This is a genomic window from Stagnihabitans tardus (genome assembly GCF_009925085.1).
In the GTDB taxonomy this organism is placed as follows: Bacteria; Pseudomonadota; Alphaproteobacteria; order Rhodobacterales; family Rhodobacteraceae; genus Stagnihabitans; species Stagnihabitans tardus.
On the sequence record NZ_JAABNR010000017.1, the window covers coordinates 23,941 to 41,665 of the forward strand.

Annotated in this window: 16 protein-coding genes and 4 tRNA genes; 5 read left to right on the forward strand and 15 right to left on the reverse strand. The window is 66.3% G+C overall.

Going from position 1 to position 17,725, the window contains the following annotated elements; genetic code table 11:
* On the forward strand, positions 1-432 hold the full coding sequence (locus GV832_RS15945; protein ID WP_168775876.1) for a molybdenum cofactor biosynthesis protein MoaE: 432 nt from the start codon (positions 1-3) through the stop codon (positions 430-432).
* Here GV832_RS15945 and GV832_RS15950 read toward each other — a convergent pair.
* Positions 429-1,904, reverse strand: a complete 1,476-nt coding sequence (locus GV832_RS15950; protein ID WP_168775877.1) for an ABC-F family ATP-binding cassette domain-containing protein — start codon at positions 1,902-1,904, stop codon at positions 429-431. The genes GV832_RS15945 and GV832_RS15950 overlap by 4 nt on opposite strands.
* 250 nt (positions 1,905-2,154) lie before the next feature.
* Between GV832_RS15950 and GV832_RS15955 the strand changes: the two genes are divergently transcribed.
* A complete protein-coding gene (locus GV832_RS15955; protein ID WP_168775878.1) occupies positions 2,155-3,015 on the forward strand; it encodes a DMT family transporter in 861 nt (286 codons plus the stop codon).
* On the opposite strand, the gene GV832_RS15960 is transcribed toward GV832_RS15955, so the two are convergent.
* Positions 2,987-4,123, reverse strand: a complete 1,137-nt coding sequence (locus tag GV832_RS15960; RefSeq protein ID WP_168775879.1) for a pyridoxal phosphate-dependent aminotransferase — start codon at positions 4,121-4,123, stop codon at positions 2,987-2,989. The genes GV832_RS15955 and GV832_RS15960 overlap by 29 nt on opposite strands.
* Positions 4,124-4,154: 31 nt before the next feature.
* Here GV832_RS15960 and GV832_RS15965 point away from each other — a divergent pair, with 31 nt between their 5' ends.
* A complete protein-coding gene (locus tag GV832_RS15965; RefSeq protein ID WP_227754473.1) occupies positions 4,155-4,910 on the forward strand; it encodes a DsbA family protein in 756 nt (251 codons plus the stop codon).
* Positions 4,911-4,955: 45 nt separating this feature from the next.
* On the opposite strand, the gene ispG is transcribed toward GV832_RS15965, so the two are convergent.
* The 4 genes from ispG to GV832_RS15985 form a co-directional block, all read right to left on the reverse strand.
* Positions 4,956-6,071, reverse strand: coding sequence for a flavodoxin-dependent (E)-4-hydroxy-3-methylbut-2-enyl-diphosphate synthase (gene ispG, locus GV832_RS15970; RefSeq protein WP_168775880.1), 1,116 nt, complete (start codon positions 6,069-6,071; stop codon positions 4,956-4,958).
* A 54-nt stretch (positions 6,072-6,125) separates the two neighbouring features.
* Complete coding sequence (locus tag GV832_RS15975) at positions 6,126-7,262, reverse strand: helix-turn-helix domain-containing protein (protein WP_168775881.1); 1,137 nt, start codon at positions 7,260-7,262, stop codon at positions 6,126-6,128.
* Positions 7,263-7,386: 124 nt separating this feature from the next.
* Complete coding sequence (gene hemA / locus GV832_RS15980; RefSeq protein ID WP_168775882.1) at positions 7,387-8,610, reverse strand: 5-aminolevulinate synthase; 1,224 nt, start codon at positions 8,608-8,610, stop codon at positions 7,387-7,389.
* 107 nt (positions 8,611-8,717) lie between these two features.
* On the reverse strand, positions 8,718-9,110 hold the full coding sequence (locus tag GV832_RS15985) for a hypothetical protein (protein WP_168775883.1): 393 nt from the start codon (positions 9,108-9,110) through the stop codon (positions 8,718-8,720).
* Positions 9,111-9,215: 105 nt separating this feature from the next.
* On the opposite strand from GV832_RS15985, the gene GV832_RS15990 reads away from it, so the two are divergent.
* Both GV832_RS15990 and GV832_RS15995 read left to right on the forward strand, forming a co-directional pair.
* Positions 9,216-10,589 (forward strand): M20/M25/M40 family metallo-hydrolase, encoded by a 1,374-nt coding sequence (locus GV832_RS15990; RefSeq protein WP_168775884.1) that lies wholly within the window; start codon positions 9,216-9,218, stop codon positions 10,587-10,589.
* Positions 10,586-11,020 (forward strand): GNAT family N-acetyltransferase, encoded by a 435-nt coding sequence (locus GV832_RS15995; protein WP_168775885.1) that lies wholly within the window; start codon positions 10,586-10,588, stop codon positions 11,018-11,020. Before GV832_RS15990 ends, GV832_RS15995 begins: the two co-directional genes overlap by 4 nt.
* A gap of 80 nt (positions 11,021-11,100) precedes the next feature.
* On the opposite strand, the gene GV832_RS16000 is transcribed toward GV832_RS15995, so the two are convergent.
* The 9 genes from GV832_RS16000 to lon form a co-directional block, all read right to left on the reverse strand.
* A tRNA-Asp gene (locus tag GV832_RS16000) sits at positions 11,101-11,177 on the reverse strand.
* A 26-nt stretch (positions 11,178-11,203) separates the two neighbouring features.
* Positions 11,204-11,280 (reverse strand) — tRNA-Asp (locus tag GV832_RS16005).
* A gap of 109 nt (positions 11,281-11,389) precedes the next feature.
* A complete protein-coding gene (locus GV832_RS16010; RefSeq protein ID WP_168775886.1) occupies positions 11,390-12,100 on the reverse strand; it encodes a calcium-binding protein in 711 nt (236 codons plus the stop codon).
* 68 nt (positions 12,101-12,168) lie between these two features.
* Entirely contained in the window at positions 12,169-13,107 is a 939-nt protein-coding gene (locus GV832_RS16015) for a pirin family protein (RefSeq protein ID WP_168775887.1), read from the reverse strand.
* A gap of 72 nt (positions 13,108-13,179) precedes the next feature.
* A complete protein-coding gene (locus GV832_RS16020; RefSeq protein ID WP_168775888.1) occupies positions 13,180-14,406 on the reverse strand; it encodes a calcium-binding protein in 1,227 nt (408 codons plus the stop codon).
* Positions 14,407-14,460: 54 nt separating this feature from the next.
* Positions 14,461-14,536: transfer RNA gene (locus GV832_RS16025), tRNA-Val, on the reverse strand.
* Positions 14,537-14,679: 143 nt separating this feature from the next.
* Positions 14,680-14,754 (reverse strand) — tRNA-Val (locus GV832_RS16030).
* A gap of 13 nt (positions 14,755-14,767) precedes the next feature.
* Positions 14,768-15,160 (reverse strand): HU family DNA-binding protein, encoded by a 393-nt coding sequence (locus GV832_RS16035; protein ID WP_168775889.1) that lies wholly within the window; start codon positions 15,158-15,160, stop codon positions 14,768-14,770.
* Positions 15,161-15,284: 124 nt separating this feature from the next.
* Positions 15,285-17,693 carry an endopeptidase La gene (gene lon / locus GV832_RS16040; RefSeq protein WP_168775890.1) on the reverse strand — a complete coding sequence of 803 codons (2,409 nt, stop codon included), beginning with the start codon at positions 17,691-17,693 and terminating at the stop codon, positions 15,285-15,287.
* Positions 17,694-17,725: the final 32 nt, after the last annotated feature.

The window sequence follows — 17,725 nt, forward strand, 5'->3', positions numbered from 1 at the left end:
ATGCTGCGGGTCCAGTCCGAGCCCTTCGACGCCGGGGCCGAGTTGAACGCCTTTACGGCGGCGGCCACGGGGGCAGGCGCGGTTGTCTCCTTCACCGGGGTGGTGCGCGGCGACAATGGCCTTTCGGTGATGGAGATCGAGCATTACCCCGGCATGACCGAGGCCGCCATCGCCGCCATCATCGACGAGGCCACGGCGCGCTTTGGCCTTTCGGATGCCCTGGTGATCCACCGCTACGGGCCGCTCGCGGTCGGCGAGCCCATCATGATGGTCGCCACCGCCGCCCGCCACCGCGCCCTGGCCTTCCAGGGCGCGGAGTTCCTGATGGACTACCTGAAATCCCGCGCGCCCTTCTGGAAGAAGGAAGACGGCGGGCAATGGGTCCAGGCCAAGGACGAGGACGAAGACGCCCTCGCCCGCTGGCAGGACTAACCCGTCTGCGCGGCGAAAAACGCCTCGGGGCCGTCGACCTCGACCAGCTTCTTGCCCCGGATTTCCCAGAACCGATTGCCCACGACGCGCACAAAGGCGCGGTCGTGGCTGACCAGAAGACAAGCGGCCTGGGGTTTCAGAAGCTCGGCCTCCAGGGCCTCCTGGCCCTCGATGTCCAGATGGTTGGTGGGCTCGTCCAGAAGGTAGAAGTTGGGCGCGGTCAGGCGCAGAAGCAGCATGGCGAGCCGCGCCCTTTGGCCGCCTGACAACAGGCCGAGCGGCTTGGTCTGCATATCGGTGCGGATACCGGCCTCGGCCAGAAGACTGCGGGCCGGGCCATCCCCGGTGCGATGGGCCATCACCAGGTCAAAGGGCGTGGATTTCGGCGGCAATTGCTCCAGCCCCTGGCCGGAATGGCCCAGCACCAAAGAGGGCGTGACCTTGATGGACGGGTCCGGCGCCTGGATCGCCGCCAGGACCCGCGCCACCAGCCGAGACTTCCCCGTGCCATTGGCGCCAAGGATCACCACGCGGTCGCCCGGCTCGATCCACAGCGTCCCGGTGCGGTAAAGCGGCTTTTCGCCCCGGATTTCGGCATCCATCAGGCTGACCAGCGCCTTGGCATGGCTGCCCGTCGGGTTCAGCTTGATCGCCCCGGCCGAGCCCTCGCGATGGGCGGGCCGCGCCTCGGCCTCGATCTTCTCGGCGCGCTCTTTCAGCTGCTTGGTCTTGACGACGAGAAGGTCGCTTCCCGAGTTGATGCCGATGTTCTTCAGCTTCGCGGCCTGGCGGCGGAGCTGATCCGCCTTCGCCAGGTCGTTGGAATGCTGGCGGTCGCGGGCGGCATCGGCCTCGGCCAGGGCCAAGCGGGCGGGCGTATAGGGCAGCGCGAAAAGGCGGCTTTCACTCGCGCGCAGGAACAGGCTGCGGGTCGTGACCGCATCGAGGAAAGCGCGGTCATGGCTGGCCACGATGACCGTCCGCCCCTTCAGCCAGCGCTGCAACAAGGCGATGCGCGAGAGGTCGAGGTGGTTGGTGGGCTCGTCCAAGAGAAGAACCGAGGGCTCACTGACCGCCGCCCGCGCCAGAAGCGCCGTGCGCTGCCAGCCGCCCGAGAGCTGGCCCAGGGGGAGGTCGCGGAAGCCTTGGGGGACCTCCAGCTCATCGAGCAGGATATCGGCCCGCCAGAACTCGCCCTCCGGGTCGGCAAGGCCCTGCAAGACCGTGTCGCGGAACGTCGCCCCAAGGTCAGAGGGGTCCTGTTCGGCCAGGGCGATGGTCGCCCCCCGGGCGCGGGTGATCTCCCCGGCGGTGGGCTCGGCCTGGCCCGCAAGGCAGCGCAAAAGCGAGGATTTCCCCCGCCCATTGGCCGCGATCAGGCCGAGGATATCCCCGGGGTTCAGCGTGAAGGAGAGGTCGGAAAACAGCAGTTGGCCGATGGTGAGGCCGAGGGATTTGGCGGAAAGGAGCATGGCATACCTGTCGAAATCGCGGAAAATAGGGCGCGCAGTCGAAGGATTGCCGCGCCCCGCCTATTGCAGCGGGGCTGAGACAGGGCCAGGGCGAAGATGTTGCCAGCGTTTTTGTGCCATTCGCTCAGGATGGCGCCATGGGGGCGCGGCGTCAAGCGGCAACTGGCGCTAGAGCCGCCTGGCAACTGGACCGGGTCGCGGCCTTGCGGCGCCCCGGCGCTTGCGCCAAGCTGCCCGGACCGGAGGGCCCATGCACGCCAAGACCTTGATCGGCATATTCTTCATGCTGGGCGCCATGGGCGTCTTGCCGATGATCGATGTCATCGCGAAATACCTGGGCCAGAACGGCATCCCCGTTCTGCAGATCGTCTGGGCGCGCCTCGCCCTTGGCGCGCTCGTCACCCTGCCCGCCGCCGCCCGGCGCGGAGGCCTGGTGCCCGAACGGCCCTGGCTGCACACCGCCCGCGCCTGCCTGCTGATGGCCGCGACCTTCCTGTTTTTCTCGGCGCTGAAGTTCCTGCCCATCGCCGATGCGCTCGCGATCTTCTTCGTCCAGCCCCTGGTCCTGACCGCGCTCTCGCCCTTCGTCCTGGGCGAGAGGGTCAGCCTGCGGCGCTGGATCGCCGTGGGGGTGGGCTTTGTCGGCACGCTGATCATCATCCGCCCGGGGATGGGCGCCTTCAACCCCGGCAGCCTTTTGGCGCTTGGCTCGGGGACGGCGCTGGCGCTTTACCTTCTGATGACCCGCAAGATCTCGGGCCAGGCGCCGGCCATCGTCACGACCTTTCAGACCAATGCCATCGGCGGGCTGATCGCCAGCGCCCTGGTGGGCTTCGTCTGGGTCGCGCCGACGGCGAGCCAATGGGGGCTGTTCCTCGCGCTGGCCGTCATCGCCAACCTCGGCCATTGGATGATCGTCAAGGCCTATGACCATGCCGAGGCCTCGCTCCTGGCGCCCCTCGCCTATACCGAGATGGTGACCTCGACAATCTTCGGGCTGCTCTTCTTCGGCGACTTTCCCGATGGCTGGACCTTTGCGGGCGTGGGGATCCTGATCGCCTGCGCGATCTATATCTCGACCGTCAAAGAGCGGGCAGCCGCGACGCCATGAAGGCCTGGAGCCGCCGCAATCCTTCTTCGATATCCGCCGTCGCGCGGGCATAGGAAAAGCGCAGGGTCTGGTGGCCGCGGACCGGGTCGAAATCAAGGCCGGGGGTGACGGCCACCCCCGCCTCCGCCAGGATCTCGGCGGCGAGCGCTCGGGAGTCCTGGGTCAACTCGCTGACATCGGCGTAGATGTAAAAGGCGCCGTCCGGGGGCGCGATCCGGGTGAAGCCCGCTTTCGGCAGGCCTTCCAGCATCAGGGCGCGGTTGGCCGCATAGGTCGCGCGGTTGGCCTCGAGCTCGTCGATGCAGTCCAGGGCCGCCAGGGCCGCCACCTGGGCCACATGGGGGGCGCAGATAAACAGGTTCTGCGCCAGGCGCTCGATCGGGCGGATATGGTCCTCGGGGACGACCATCCAGCCGATCCGCCAGCCGGTCATCGAGAAATACTTGGAAAACGAGTTGATCACATGGACCTCGTCGCTGATCTCCAAGGCTGAGACGGCGCGGGGCCCGTAGTGCAGCCCGTGGTAGATCTCGTCCGAGACGAAGCCCTGAGGTTGCGCCGCGATCAGGGCCGCCAGGGCGTCGCGGTCCAGCATGGTGCCCGAAGGATTGCCCGGAGAGGCGACGATCAGGCCCTGAAGCTCCGGCAGATCGGCCGGGACGGGCTGGAACCGGTTCTCGGCGCGGGTCTGGATGCCGATGGGTTCCAGGCTCAGCGCCTTCAGGATTTGCCGGTAGGAGGGATAGCCCGGCAGGCCCATCCCCACCCGGTCCCCGGCATCGAAAAGCGCGGTGAAGGAGAGAAGGAAGGCGCCCGAAGAGCCCGAGGTGACGATGACCCGCGCGGGGTCCAGCTCGACGCCATACCAGCGGCGGTAAAGCCCCGCGATGCCCTGGCGCAGCGCCGGGAGCCCCAGGGCGACCGTATAGCCCAATGGGTCGCGCAGCGAGGCCGCCACGGCCTCGGTCGCGCCCCGGGGTGCGCCTGTGCCGGGCTGGCCCACCTCCATATGGATGATGTGGCGCCCGGCCTCTTCGGCCTGGCGCGCGGCCTCCACGACATCCATCACGATGAAGGGATCGACCTCACCACGTCTTGATCTCTGCATGCCGCTGCCCCATGGTTTGGCCCGATTGATCATGACACGGACTGTCTGTCCAGAGGTTCCCATGCTGCGCTACGCCTTTGCCCTGATGCTGGCCGCCACCCCGGTCCTGGCCCAAGAGATGACGGCGGAGGAGCGCGCGGCCTTCCGGGCCGAGGTGAAGGCCTATCTCCTGGAGAACCCCGAGGTCCTGGTCGAGGCGATGGATGTGCTGCAAAGCCGCCAGGCCGAGGCTGCGGCCCAGGCCGATGCCCAGGCGCTGGCGACCTATAAGGACGCGATCCTGGCCTCCAAGGCCGATTGGGTGGGCGGGAACCCTCAGGGCGATGTGACGGTGGTGGAGTTCATGGACTACCGCTGCACCTATTGCCGCAAGGCCTATGAGGAAGTGGCGAACCTGGTGGAGGGCGACGGCAATATCCGCTTCGTCGTCAAGGAATTCCCGATCCTGGGACCGGACAGCCTGGCCTCGAGCCAGTTTGCCATCGCGGTGCGGATGCTGCATGGCGATGCGGCCTATGAGAAGGCCCATGACGCGCTGATCGCGCTGCGGGGCTCGCCCGATGCCGAGACCCTGGGGCGGCTGGCCGAGAGCCTCTCGCTGGAGCCCGGGCCGATCCTGGCCAAGATGGACACGCCGGAAGTGGCGCAGGTCATCGCCGACAACCACGCCCTGGCGCAACAGCTGAACATCACCGGCACGCCGACCTTCGTGATCGGCGACGAGATGCTGCGCGGCTATGTGCCGGAAGAGGGCATGAAAGAGATCGTGGCGGCCGTTCGCGGGTAAACCCGGGGTATACCCCGGGCTACGCGGCGGAACGACGCCTTCGGCTCAGCCCTTGGCAGCCTTTTCGATCTCGGCCGCCTTGGCCTCGACCAGTTCGACGATGTGGTCGATCATCTTGTCATTGCCCATCGTATGGTCCTGCTTGCCCGCAAGATAGACCATGCCCTTGCCCGCGCCCCCTCCGGTGAAGCCGATGTCGGTCATCAGGGCCTCTCCCGGGCCATTGACCACGCAACCGATGATCGAGAGGGAAAGGCTCGTGGTGATATGCGCCAGGCGGTCTTCCAAGGCAGACACGGTCTTGATCACGTCGAAGCCCTGCCGCGCGCAAGAGGGGCAGGAGATGATCGTGACGCCGCGGTGGCGCAGGCCGAGGGACTTCAAGATCTCGAAGCCGACCTTGACCTCTTCGACCGGATCGGCGGAAAGGCTGACGCGGATCGTATCGCCGATCCCGGCCCAGAGGAGGTTCCCAAGGCCAATCGCCGATTTCACGGTGCCGGAGGTCAGCCCCCCGGCTTCCGTGATCCCAAGGTGGATCGGCGCATCGGTGACGCCCGCAAGTTGCTGATAGGCCGCCGCCGCCATGAAGACATCCGAGGCCTTCACGCTGATCTTGAACTCGTGGAAATCGTGGTCCTGCAAGAGCTTGATATGATCCATGCCGGATTCCACCATGGCATCCGGGCAAGGCTCGCCATATTTCTCAAGCAAGTGCTTTTCCAGGGAGCCCGCATTGACCCCGATGCGGATGGAACAGCCATGGTCCTTGGCGGCCCGCACCACCTCGGCCACGCGCTTGGCGTCGCCGATATTGCCGGGGTTGATCCGCAGACAAGCCGCACCCGCCTCCGCCGCCTCGATGGCGCGCTTGTAGTGGAAATGGATGTCCGCCACGATCGGCACCGGGCTTTCCGCCACGATATGGCGGAGCGCCGCCGTGCTCTCCTCGTCCGGCGTGGAAATCCGCACGATATCCGCCCCCGCCACCGCAGCCCGCTGCACCTGCTCCAGCGTCGCTTTCACGTCCGAGGTGATCGTGTTGGTCATGGTCTGCACCGAGATCGGCGCGTCGCCGCCCACCAGCACCTTGCCCACCCTGATCTGACGGCTCACCCGCCGTTCGATATTGCGCCAGGGACGGATGGGATTGTGCGACATGAAAGCCTCCGGGTTGCCGTCCCTAGATAGGACGCCGGGCCCAGACAGGCAATCTCAGTTCTGCGGCTCGGCCTCGACCGGCACGGCAAGCTGGGTGGCCTGGGCGACATATTCGGCCAGGTCTGCATCAGCGTTCAAGTCAGCAGGCTGGAAGGCCTGCTCAAGCGCCGCGACATCCAGCGACAGGTTCTTGACCACCGAGGCACCGGGCGAGGCCGGGCCATAGATCTTGCCGTTCAGCTTGAAATAGACCGAGCCCGAATTGCCCGCCCGCAGGACCGGGGCCTGGGCCAGCGCGGGGACAGTATAGGCCTCGCCCGCATCAAGGATCTTTTCGAACAGCACCGTGCCATCAGCACCCGAAACCCGCACCCAGGAAGAGCGGATGGCCAAAATCTCGACCAGGGGAGCGGCATCGGCCACGACCTGGGGGTCATCGGTGGTCGCTTCGGCCACGGCCTGCTCGACGGCATTGGCGTCGACGGCGACTTCCGGCGTGATTGCGGCGATGGGGCCATCGCGCGGCACCATGACCGGAACCTCCAAAGCCTCGGCTCGGGCGGGCAGGTCGGCCGAGGCCACCTGTTCGGGCGCCACTTTCACATTGCCCAGCGGGTCGATATCGGCCACGACCGAGGGTGCCTCGTTCACCGGGGCCAGTTGCACGCGCTGGACCTCTTGCAGGACCGACCAGCCGCCGTAGCCCAGGGCGCCGATCAGTGCGATCAGCACGGCGAAAGAGCCCACGGCGCCGGGCTCGACCCGGGCGAAGAGGCTTTCGGAACGCGGCACGAAGGTCGCCTGGACGAAGGGATCGCGCGGCTCTGACACGGCGCGGACCGGCTTGGTCGCGGGACCGGAGGCCGCGGCCGACATGCCATGGGCCACTTCGAAATTCGCCTCGCGGCAGAAACGCGCAAAGGCCTCATCCGGGTCCATGCCCAGGTAGCGCGCGTAGGACCGCACATAGCCCGCCACGAAACCGGGGGTTTCAAAGGCCGAGACATCGGCGTTTTCGATCGCGGCGATATAGCTCGCCTTGATCTTCAATTCGCGTTGAACGTCCAGCAGGGACTTGCCCAGCGTGGCGCGTTCGCCCCGCATCAGGTCACCCAAACGCAGCTCGTAGTCGTCGAAGCCCTTGGGCCCCTCCTCCTCCGGCGTCGGTGCGCGGAATAGCCGCCCGATCATGCGCTTGTCCTTATCCTGCCTGACCCCAACGAGTCGCCCTTTCACGACTCGTCAACATTCGTATTCCGCAAAGCCTGACACAGGGCAAGCCTTTCCGCACACCGAAGCGTGATCTGATGTGACATCAGGCGGAAGCTTGCGCACGGTTAAGCGCACAGTGGCCCCAAAGCCGATCCATCGCCTTGACCAGGCGGTCTATCTGGCCCGCGTCATGCACGGGCGAGGGGGTGAAGCGCAGCCGCTCCGTCCCCTTGGCGACGGTGGGGTAGTTGATCGGCTGGACATAGATGCCGTGGTCTTCGAGGAGCATGTCGGACAGCATCTTGCAATGCACCGGGTTGCCGACATGGACGGGGACGATGTGGCTGCCGTGGTCGATGATCGGCAGGCCCAGGGCCTTGAGCCGCATCTTCAGGATGCGGGCATTGGTCTGCTGGGCATCGCGCAGGGCTTGAGCGGTCTTCAGATGGCGGACCGAGGCCGCAGCCCCCGCCGCCACCGTGGGCGGCAGAGAGGTCGTGAAGATGAAGCCCGGCGCATAGGAGCGCACGGCATCGACCATCTTGGCGCTTGCCGCGATATAGCCGCCGAAGACGCCGTAGGCCTTGGCCAAGGTCGCGTTGATGATGTCGATCCGGGCCATCTGGCCATCACGCTCGGCCACCCCTGCCCCACGCGGGCCATACATGCCCACCGCATGGACCTCGTCGATATAGGTCAGGGCGCCGAAGTCCTCAGCCGCATCGACGATCTCCTTGATGGGGCCAAAGTCGCCGTCCATCGAATAGATCGATTCAAAGGCCACGAGCTTGGGCGCGGCCGGATCGTCGGCGGCAAGCAATTCGCGCAGATGGGCCACGTCGTTGTGGCGGAAGATCCGCTTCTCGCCACCGCCGCGGCGGATCCCCTCGATCATCGAATTGTGGTTCAGCGCGTCGGAATAGATGATCAGCCCCGGGAAGATCGCCCGCAGCGTCGAAAGCGTCGCATCATTGGCGACATAGGCGCTGGTAAAGACCAGGGCCGCCTCTTTCTGGTGCAGGTCGGCGAGTTCCGCCTCCAGCCTTTTGTGATAGACCGTGGTGCCGGAGATATTCCGCGTGCCACCCGAACCCGCGCCCGAAACCTCCAGGGCCTCGTGCATGGCAGCCAGGACCACCGGGTTCTGCCCCATGCCCAGGTAGTCATTGCCACACCAGACGGTGATCTCCTTCTGCGTGCCATCGGGGCGGTGCCAGGTGGCCTGCGGGAAGCGGCCCTGCTGGCGCTCGATGTCGATGAAGGTGCGGTAGCGCCCCTCGTCATGCAGACGGTTCAGGGCAAGGTCCAGCGCGGCATCATAGTTCATTTGGTTCTCCTGTCGCGCCTCTTCATGCGACATCTGCCTTGGGGCGGCCTTGACCTGCATCAAATCCGGCCCGCCGCCCATTGGTCATTTCGCCCCAGCCCCCGGCGTTACCTGGGGGCAATCTCCAGCACCACGACGCAGGGCTTCGAGCCCTTCTTGCGCGCCTTGTCGCAAAGTTCGACCACCCCGGCCGCCGCCGTCGCCGCATCGGGAAAGCCGCCGACCGCGGTCGCCGATTTCACCGGAGCCCCGTCGCGCATGAAGCCTTCGGAGGGCGAGATCGCCATGGCCGAAAAGGTCTTGCCGCCGTCGGGCAGGAAGATCGCCAGCGCCTGCTTGTTCGTGGCCACCAGGCGCAGGGTCTTGAGCTCGGTCTCGTCCAGCGAGGGCAAGACGTGGAACTTGACCACCGACTTGCCGATCTTGGTCGTCTCGACCTCCTGGGCAGCGGCGGGAACGGCAAGAGCCAGAAGGGAAAGGGCAAGAACAGACAGGCGCATCAGATCCTCCGACAGGTTCGAATCGTTCTAACGTGGCGGCCCGGCCATGGACAGGGCCCTTGGTCCGACCTAACCTGTCTTGGCTATCACGAGAAGGAGAGAATTATGACCCTGGACGCCGTTCTGGCCCGTATCGACGCCGATTTGCCGCAGGCGGTCGAAAGGCTGCAAGAGCTGTTGCGCATCCCCTCCATCTCGACAGACCCGGCCTACAAGGAGGCCTGCGCCAAGGCCGCCGATTGGCTGGTGGCGGACCTCGCGGGGCTGGGGTTTGACGCCTCGGCCCGGGCGACGCCGGGCCATCCGATGGTCGTGGCCCATGGTGGCACCGGGTCGGGCACGCATCTTCTGTTCTATGGCCATTACGACGTGCAGCCGGTCGATCCGCTGTCGCTGTGGACCCGCGACCCCTTTGACCCGGTGGTCGAAGACACCCCCAAGGGGAAAGTCCTGCGCGGTCGCGGCACCTCGGATGACAAGGGCCAGCTGATGACCTTCGTCGAGGCCTGCCGGGCCTGGAAGGCGGTCCATGGGTCCTTGCCGGGCAAGCTCACGATCTTCTTCGAGGGCGAGGAGGAATCGGGGTCTCCTTCCCTGATCCCCTTCCTGAAAGCGAACGCCGCCGAGCTGAAGGCCGATGTCGCCCTGATCTGCGACACGGGGCTTTACGAGGGGCGGACGCCTGCGATCACCACCATGCTGCGGGGGCTCCTGGGCGAGGAATTCACCATCCGCGCCGCCAGTCGCGACCTGCATTCGGGCATGTATGGCGGGCTGGCGCAGAACCCGATCCATGTGCTCTCCCGCATCCTCGCGGGCCTGCGCGACGAGACGGGCCGCATCCAGGTTCCGGGCTTCTACGACGGCGTCACCGAGCTTTCCGACGACCTGCGGGCGCAATGGCAGGGCCTGGCCTTCGACCATGCGCGCTTCCTCGGCGATGTGGGGCTTTCGGTCCCGGCGGGAGAGGTCGACCGCACGCCCCTGGAGAAGCTCTGGGCGCGGCCGACCGCCGAGGTCAACGGCATCTGGGGCGGCTATACCGGCGACGGGTTCAAGACGGTGCTGCCGGGCGAGGCCCATGCCAAGGTCTCGTTCCGGCTGGTGGGGACCCAAGACCCGCTGAAGCTGCGCGACGCCTTCCGCGCCTGGGTGACGGCGCAGCTGCCCGAGGATTGCTCTGTCGAATGGAAGGAGCACGGCGCGGGCCCGGCCTCGGTCATGGAAATCGACCACCCGGCCTTTGCCGCCGCCCGCCAGGCCCTGACCGAGGAATGGGCGCAGCCGGCGGTTTTTGTCGGTGCGGGCGGCTCGATCCCGGTGGCGGGCTATTTCAAGACCTACCTCGGGCTTGATGCCATCCTGATGGGCTTTGCCAAGGACGACGACCAGATCCACTCGCCCAACGAGAAATACGACCTGGAAAGCTTCCACAAGGGCATCCGCTCCTGGGCGCGGGTGCTGGAGAAGCTGGCATGATCCGCGACGCAACCCCGGCCGACGAGGCCGCCTGGCGCGGGCTTTGGGCGGGCTACCTGGCCTTTTACGACCACCCCCTGCCCGAGTCCCAGGTGGCCTTCACCTGGACCCGGCTGATGGACCCGGAGAGCCCCGTGGCGGTGCGGCTGGCTTGCGAGGGGGACCGGGTGCTGGGATTTGCCATCCACCTGCACCACCCCTCGACCTGGGTCATGGGCGAGGATTGCTACCTGGAGGACCTCTTCGTCGCCCCCGAGGCGAGGGGCAAGGGCCTCGGCCGGGCGCTGATCGAGGACCTGAAGGCCATCGGCCGCGCCAAGGGCTGGCACCGCATCTATTGGCACACCGAGGCGACCAACACCCAGGCCCGCGCGCTTTATGACCAGCTGTCCGAATACGACGGGCATATCCGCTATCGCACGGCGCTGTAAGGCGGGGCGGCGGGGTGAACCCCGCCCGACGTCCCCCAAAACGTCAAAGGCCCCCGTCTTGCGACAGGGGCCTTTTGAAGTGGCGCGGTGGACGGGGCTCGAACCCGCGACCCCCGGCGTGACAGGCCGGTACTCTAACCAACTGAGCTACCACCGCACTTCATCACGTTCATTCGGACCGACTGGCGCGGTGGACGGGGCTCGAACCCGCGACCCCCGGCGTGACAGGCCGGTACTCTAACCAACTGAGCTACCACCGCAAGCGGTCCGTCAGAACGTAGGGCGCGTCTTACGAAAGGCAGCGGGGGGCGTCAACCCCGCATCGCCACGCCCCCGAGAAATTTCCAACCGCGTCCAGACGCCCGGGGCTCAGATCAGGATAAAGTCGTCTCGGCCGATCTCCGCCAGGGTCCAGCCCGCGACATAGACCGAAGAGCTGGCCGAAAAGACCAGGAGCACGCCATTGGCATCCTCTGCCGTCGTCATGTCACGATAGGCCGCGCGGCTGATATGCAGGAAATCGTCGTTGATCCGGTTCGTGTCGATGAAATCGGTGATCACGTTCACCCCATCGCCGCGCGTCTTGAAGAAGAACCAGTCCGAGCCCGCTCCGCCCGTCATCGTGTCATTGCCCGCCCCCGATTCGAGGTAATCCGACCCGCCCGCGCCGAACAGCCGGTCCGCGCCCTGGCCGCCGACCAGGTAATCCTCGTTGGCGCTGCCGCGCACGGTGTCATTGCCCCGGGTCAGCATCGCAAAGATCGCCCTGCCGTCGTCCACCGCAACCAGGGCCATGGCCTCGGCAAGGGCTGCGGCGTTCAGCTTGAAACCGCTGCCCGAAAAGGCGGTGTCGCCTGCGATGGTCTTTTCCTCGAAGCCCCTGACAAGGCCGCCGGTCGGGCCGGTCGGGCCATAGGTCAGCCCCGTGCCAAAGAACGTGATTGCGGCCCCGAAGGCATCGCGGAAGACGAATTGGCTGGGGGTCAGGCTGGTCAGATCCAGCGCCATCGTGGCGCTGTCGGTGTCGGAGTTGACATTGAAATGGGTGAAAAGGGCCAAAGCCATTCCTTTCGGGATCATCGGCAGTGCCCGCAAAGCGTTTCCGGGCCTGACCCACCGTGGTCAAGCCGCCGACCGACTGTCAAGCCTCAGCGTTCGGGCGCGGGGATATGCTCATGGTCATCCCCCGGCGGCAGGCTGAAGCGGCCATGCATCCAGTCACCCGCGCGCCAGGCCTCCTTGGCCGCCTCGATCCGGTCTTTCGACGAGGCCACGAAGTTCCACCAGATGTGACGCGGCCCCTCCATCGTGGCGCCGCCCAACAGCATCAGACGGGCGCCCGTCGCCCCCGCACGCGCCGAAATCCGGTCGCCGGGGCGGAAGACCAGCATGCGGCCGGGCTCGAAGACCTGGCCCGCCACGGTGACCTCGCCCTGCAACACGTAAAGCCCGCGGTCCTCGCTGTCGTCCGGCAAGGGAATCGCCGCCCCGGCCTCCAGCGTGATATCGGCGTAAAGCGTCTCCGAGGCCGTCACCACGGGCGAAGTCTCGCCCCAGGCGCTGCCCAGGATCAGCCGCACCTCTTTCCCCTCGCCCTGCAAGAGCGGCAAGGCGCCCGCCACGGTATGCGAGAAGGCCGCCGGATCATCCTCGCGGTCCAGGGGCAGCGCGAGCCAGGTTTGCAGGCCGAAGAGCCCATGCGGCGCGGCGCGCAACTCCTGGTCCTGACGTTCGGAATGGGTGATGCCGATGCCCGCCGTCATCAGGTTCACATCGCCGGGCGCGATCCAGCAATCGGTGCCCAGGGAGTCGCGGTGATGGATGCGCCCCTTGTAAAGGTAGGTCACGGTGGCGAGCCCGATATGCGGATGGGGCCGCACGTCGATGCCCTGCCCGGTCAGGAACTCGGCCGGGCCCATCTGGTCGAAGAAGATGAAGGGCCCGACCATCTGCCTTTGCGCCGAGGGCAGCGCGCGGCGCACCTCGAAGCCGCCCAGGTCGCGGGCGCGGGGCACGATCACGGTCTCGATGGCGTCGACGGCATCGCCCAGGGGGATCGTGTGGTCCAGAAGGGGGTTCCAGCTCATGTCAGCTCTCCTTTCCCCCCATATAGCACGACGCGGGCCCCTCCGCCCTTGGCGATGAGCGCACAACTCCTGTCAAAGGATGAAGAGATTGGCCGCCGTCAGGTTGGTCCCTGCGGCGAAGCTGGCGAAGACGATGGCCGCAGCCCCGCCCGCGCCATCGGCATCGAAGGCCAGAAGCGCGGTGGCCGGATCGAACAGCACCCGCGTATCGGCCAGCGTCGCCACGCTGCCCGTCTCGAAGCCGAAACTGCCGCCCGGCGCCAGGCCGAAGGCCGCGCCCGACAGCCGCACCGTCTCGCCGAAGGCAAAGTCGGCGACATGGTCCACGCTGCCATCGGGGGTCTCCATGAAGTCGAAGACATCGAAGCCGAAACCGCCGATCAGCAAGTCCGCCCCCGCCCCGCCTGCCAGCACGTCGCGATGGCCACCGCCGCGCAGGGTGTCGGCGCCGTCGCCCCCCGACATCAGGTCCCGCCCGCCGTCGCCGCGCAAGGAGTCATCGCCCTCGCCGCCCCAAAGCCGGTCGTGACCCATGCCGCCTTCCAGGAGGTCGGCCTCCTCTTGCCCCACGAGGTCGTCATCGCCATCGCCGCCGAGAAGCGTGTCACGCCCGGTGCCGCCAAAGACGGTATCCGCCTCGGCGCCCCCCTCGAGCCGGTCGTCGCCCTCTTCGCCCACCAGGTAGCCTGCGCCCGCCCCGCCCAGGATCACGTCATTGCCCGTGCCGCCATAGATCTCGTCGAAGCCATCGCCGCCCGAAAGCGTGTCATCGCCCTCCATCCCGCCGAGGAAGTCGACCAGCGCGCCCCCGGTCAGGCTGTCGCCCGCCGTCGAGCCGCGAAACACCATGCGCTCGAAGCCGGAGATCCGCGAGCCGTCGGGCAGGAAAGCAAGCCCCGCCCCCAGGTCGAAGGTGATCGCCACCGAGGTCAGCGCATAGTTGACCATCAGCCAGTCGGTGCCCGCGCCGCCCTCCAGCGTGCCCGGCCCCGCGACGTCATAGCGGATCAAGAGGTCGTCGCCGTCGCCGCCGTAAAGCGCATCGCGCCCGGCCTCGCTTTGCAAGCGGTCGTTGCCCGAGCCGCCGAAGATGCGGTCGTTGCCTTCGGCGCCCGAGAGATAGTCATCCCCCGCCCCGCCCCACAGCGTGTCATCGCCCAGCCCGCCCCAGAGCTCGTCATGGTCGGTGTCGGGCCCCGTATCGCCCGGGGGATTGGCGGCATCCCAGCCGCGCATCCGGTCGCCGAGCAGGCCGCCATAAAGGGTATCGGGGGTATTGCTGCCGAAAATCCGTGCCATGTCAGGTCCTCCCTGCGGTCCAGCATGGCGGGAAGCGGCGCAAAGGTCCAGCATTGGTGGGTGGTGACGGGTTCGAACCGCCGACATTCTCGGTGTAAGCGAGACGCTCTACCAACTGAGCTAACCACCCCCGATGCGGGTTTACCGCCCCGGGGCGCCGCCTGCAAATCGAAAAAGCCGCCTGCCCCCGGCGATGCGCCGTCCCGGGCTTGACCCGGGACCTCCTGGCCCCAAAGCAAAAGACGCGCCCCGTGGGACGCGCCTTTCGTATGATGGTGGGTCGCATAGGGATCGAACCTATGACCCCTACCGTGTGAAGGTAGTGCTCTACCGCTGAGCTAGCGACCCGATGGCGCGGCTTTTAGCCAGCTTCCCCGGCCTCCGCAAGAGCCTCTTTGCCCGCATCCTCGCCCTTGGAGGGCTTTTCTTTCACCGCATTGGGGTCGGGCTGGCGCAGCTTCAGGATGATCATGCCATTATCGGCCTTGCGCGCCACGCGCAGGTTGCCAAGGCCCGGCAGGTTGACCGACTCGCCCTTGGCCAGCGCTGCCCCCAGTTCCGCCAAGGTCACGTCGACGACGTCGCGCAAATCCTTGCGCTTGACCGAGGACTTTTCCGCGATGCGCTCGATCAGCCCCTTGATCTTCAGCGTTGCCCCCTTCTCGGCCTGGGGCGCAGCCTCGGGCACCGCTGCGGGAGCGGGCGTGGCTTTGGAACGGGAAGAAGCGGGTTTGGCGGCCATCTTGATGTCCATTGTTGAGGATTTGGAAACAGGCTAGCCGGATTTTCTCGGCTTGCCTAGGCAGGGCGGGCCAAAAGGTTAACGCCCCGGCATTTCGGAGAAGGAAACGCCCGCCAAAATGGCGGGCGTCCAGTCCTCAATGCGCGGTTTTCGAGGGCGCCTCGTCGAGGCGGGCCGTCCGTGCCGCCTGTGCGGCCTCTTCGGCCGCCTCGTCCCATTCGACGGCCACGGGCTCGCCGACCAGCGCGATCTTCAGCACCTCGCGGACATGGGTGACGGGGATGATCTCCAGCCCGTCCTTCACATTCTGCGGGATTTCCGCCAGGTCCTTGGCGTTTTCCTGCGGGATCAGCACGATCTTGATGCCTGCGCGCAGGGCGGCCAGCAGCTTTTCCTTGAGCCCGCCGATGGGCAGGGCATTGCCGCGCAAGGTCACCTCGCCCGTCATCGCCACATCCTTGCGGACGGGGATGCCGGTCAGGACCGAGACGATGGCCGTGGTCATCGCCAGACCCGCGCTTGGCCCGTCCTTGGGCGTAGCCCCCTCGGGGACGTGGACATGGATGTCCATGGCCTCGAACTTGGGCGGCTTGACGCCCAGGGCCGGGGAAACGCTGCGGACATAAGACGAGGCCGCGTCGATCGATTCCTTCATGACATCGCCGAGTTTCCCCGTCGTCTTCATGCGGCCCTTGCCCGGCAGCTTCAGCGCCTCGATCTGAAGGATCTCGCCGCCCACGCTGGTCCAGGCCAGCCCGGTGACCACGCCGACCTGGTCTTCTTTCTCGGCCAGGCCATAGCGGTGGCGCTGGACGCCCAGGTAGTCCTCGACCTTGGCCTCATCGACCGAGACATGCTTGGTCGTCCCTTTCAGGATATCGGTCACGGCCTTGCGCGCCAGCTTGGCGATCTCGCGCTCCAGGTTCCGCACGCCGGCTTCCCGCGTGTAATAGCGGATCACATGGGTCAGCGCGGCATCGGAAACCTCGAACTCGCCCTTCTTCAGCCCATTGGCCGCAACCTGCTTCGGAAGCAAGTGGCCCTTGGCGATCTCGCGCTTCTCGTCCTCGGTGTAACCCGCGAGCGAGATGATCTCCATCCGGTCCAGAAGCGGCCCGGGCATGTTGTAGCTGTTGGCGGTCGTCAGGAACATCACGTTCGAGAGGTCATATTCGACCTCCATGTAATGGTCCGTGAAGGTGCCATTCTGTTCCGGATCCAGGACCTCCAGCATGGCGCTGGCCGGATCGCCCCGGAAATCCTGGCCCATCTTGTCGATTTCGTCCAAGAGGATCAGCGGGTTGGTCGTCTTGGCCTTTTTCAGCGCCTGGATGATCTTGCCCGGCATCGAGCCGATATAGGTCCGGCGGTGACCACGGATTTCCGACTCGTCCCGCACGCCACCCAGCGAAATCCGGATGAACTCGCGCCCCGTGGCCTTGGCCACGCTCCGCCCCAGCGAGGTCTTGCCGACGCCCGGAGGGCCGACGAGGCACAGGATCGGCCCCTTGAGCTTGGTCGACCGGGCCTGCACCGCCAGGTATTCGACGATCCGCTCCTTGACCTTCTCAAGGCCATGGTGGTCGGCATCCAGCACCTTTTGCGCCTCGATCAGGTCCTTCTTGACGCGGCTCTTCACGCCCCACGGAACCGACAAAAGCCAATCCAGGTAGTTGCGCACGACGGTCGCCTCGGCGCTCATCGGAGACATGGACTTCAGCTTCTTCAGCTCGCCCTCGGCCTTCTCCCGCGCCTCTTTCGAGAACTTGGTGGCCTTGATGCGCGCTTCCAGCTCGTCCAGCTCGTTCTGGCCCTCGTCGCCCTCGTTCAGCTCCTTCTGAATGGCCTTCATCTGCTCATTCAGGTAGTATTCGCGCTGGGTCTTCTCCATCTGGGTCTTGACCCGGGACTTGATCTTCTTCTCGACCTGCAGGACCGACATTTCGCCCTGCATATGGCCGTAGATCTTTTCCAGCCGCTGGGCCACATCCAGCGTCTCCAGGATCTCCTGCTTCAAGGCGACATCGGCGCCGAGGTGCCCCGCGACGAGGTCGGCAAGGCGCGGCGCCTCATGCGTCTCGGCCACGGCCGAAAGCGCCTCTTCGGGGATGTTCTTCTTGATCTTGGCATAGCGCTCGAACTCGTCCGCCACCGAGCGCAGCAGCGCATCCGAGGTCAGCTTGTCGCCCGGCGTCTCTTCCAGGACCTCGGCCCGGGCCTCGAAGAACGAGGAATTGGGCAGGAATTCGGTGATCTTGACGCGCGCCTTGCCCTCGACCAGCACTTTGACCGTGCCATCGGGCAGTTTCAAAAGTTGCAGCACATTGGCCACGACGCCCACGCGGAAGATGCCCTCGACACTCGGATCATCGACCGAAGGGTCCATCTGCGACGACAGCAGGATCTGCTTGTCGTCCTGCATCACCTCTTCCAGGGCGCGCACCGATTTCTCGCGACCGACGAACAGCGGCACGATCATGTGGGGGAAAACCACGATGTCGCGCAGCGGCAAGACCGGGTAGCTTTGCGGGAGTTTGTTCGTCATCTTCGGTTCCTTGTCCTCGCAGGAAGGCGATG

Coding starts and splice junctions, on each gene's coding strand:
- GV832_RS15945 (WP_168775876.1), top strand. CDS start 1: ATGCTGCGGGTCCAGTCCGAGCCCTTCGACGCCGGGGCCGAGTTGAAC.
- GV832_RS15950 (WP_168775877.1), bottom strand. CDS start 1,904: ATGCTCCTTTCCGCCAAATCCCTCGGCCTCACCATCGGCCAACTGCTG.
- GV832_RS15955 (WP_168775878.1), top strand. CDS start 2,155: ATGCACGCCAAGACCTTGATCGGCATATTCTTCATGCTGGGCGCCATG.
- GV832_RS15960 (WP_168775879.1), bottom strand. CDS start 4,123: ATGCAGAGATCAAGACGTGGTGAGGTCGATCCCTTCATCGTGATGGAT.
- GV832_RS15965 (WP_227754473.1), top strand. CDS start 4,155: ATGACACGGACTGTCTGTCCAGAGGTTCCCATGCTGCGCTACGCCTTT.
- ispG (WP_168775880.1), bottom strand. CDS start 6,071: ATGTCGCACAATCCCATCCGTCCCTGGCGCAATATCGAACGGCGGGTG.
- GV832_RS15975 (WP_168775881.1), bottom strand. CDS start 7,262: ATGATCGGGCGGCTATTCCGCGCACCGACGCCGGAGGAGGAGGGGCCC.
- hemA (WP_168775882.1), bottom strand. CDS start 8,610: ATGAACTATGATGCCGCGCTGGACCTTGCCCTGAACCGTCTGCATGAC.
- GV832_RS15985 (WP_168775883.1), bottom strand. CDS start 9,110: ATGCGCCTGTCTGTTCTTGCCCTTTCCCTTCTGGCTCTTGCCGTTCCC.
- GV832_RS15990 (WP_168775884.1), top strand. CDS start 9,216: ATGACCCTGGACGCCGTTCTGGCCCGTATCGACGCCGATTTGCCGCAG.
- GV832_RS15995 (WP_168775885.1), top strand. CDS start 10,586: ATGATCCGCGACGCAACCCCGGCCGACGAGGCCGCCTGGCGCGGGCTT.
- GV832_RS16010 (WP_168775886.1), bottom strand. CDS start 12,100: ATGATCCCGAAAGGAATGGCTTTGGCCCTTTTCACCCATTTCAATGTC.
- GV832_RS16015 (WP_168775887.1), bottom strand. CDS start 13,107: ATGAGCTGGAACCCCCTTCTGGACCACACGATCCCCCTGGGCGATGCC.
- GV832_RS16020 (WP_168775888.1), bottom strand. CDS start 14,406: ATGGCACGGATTTTCGGCAGCAATACCCCCGATACCCTTTATGGCGGC.
- GV832_RS16035 (WP_168775889.1), bottom strand. CDS start 15,160: ATGGACATCAAGATGGCCGCCAAACCCGCTTCTTCCCGTTCCAAAGCC.
- lon (WP_168775890.1), bottom strand. CDS start 17,693: ATGACGAACAAACTCCCGCAAAGCTACCCGGTCTTGCCGCTGCGCGAC.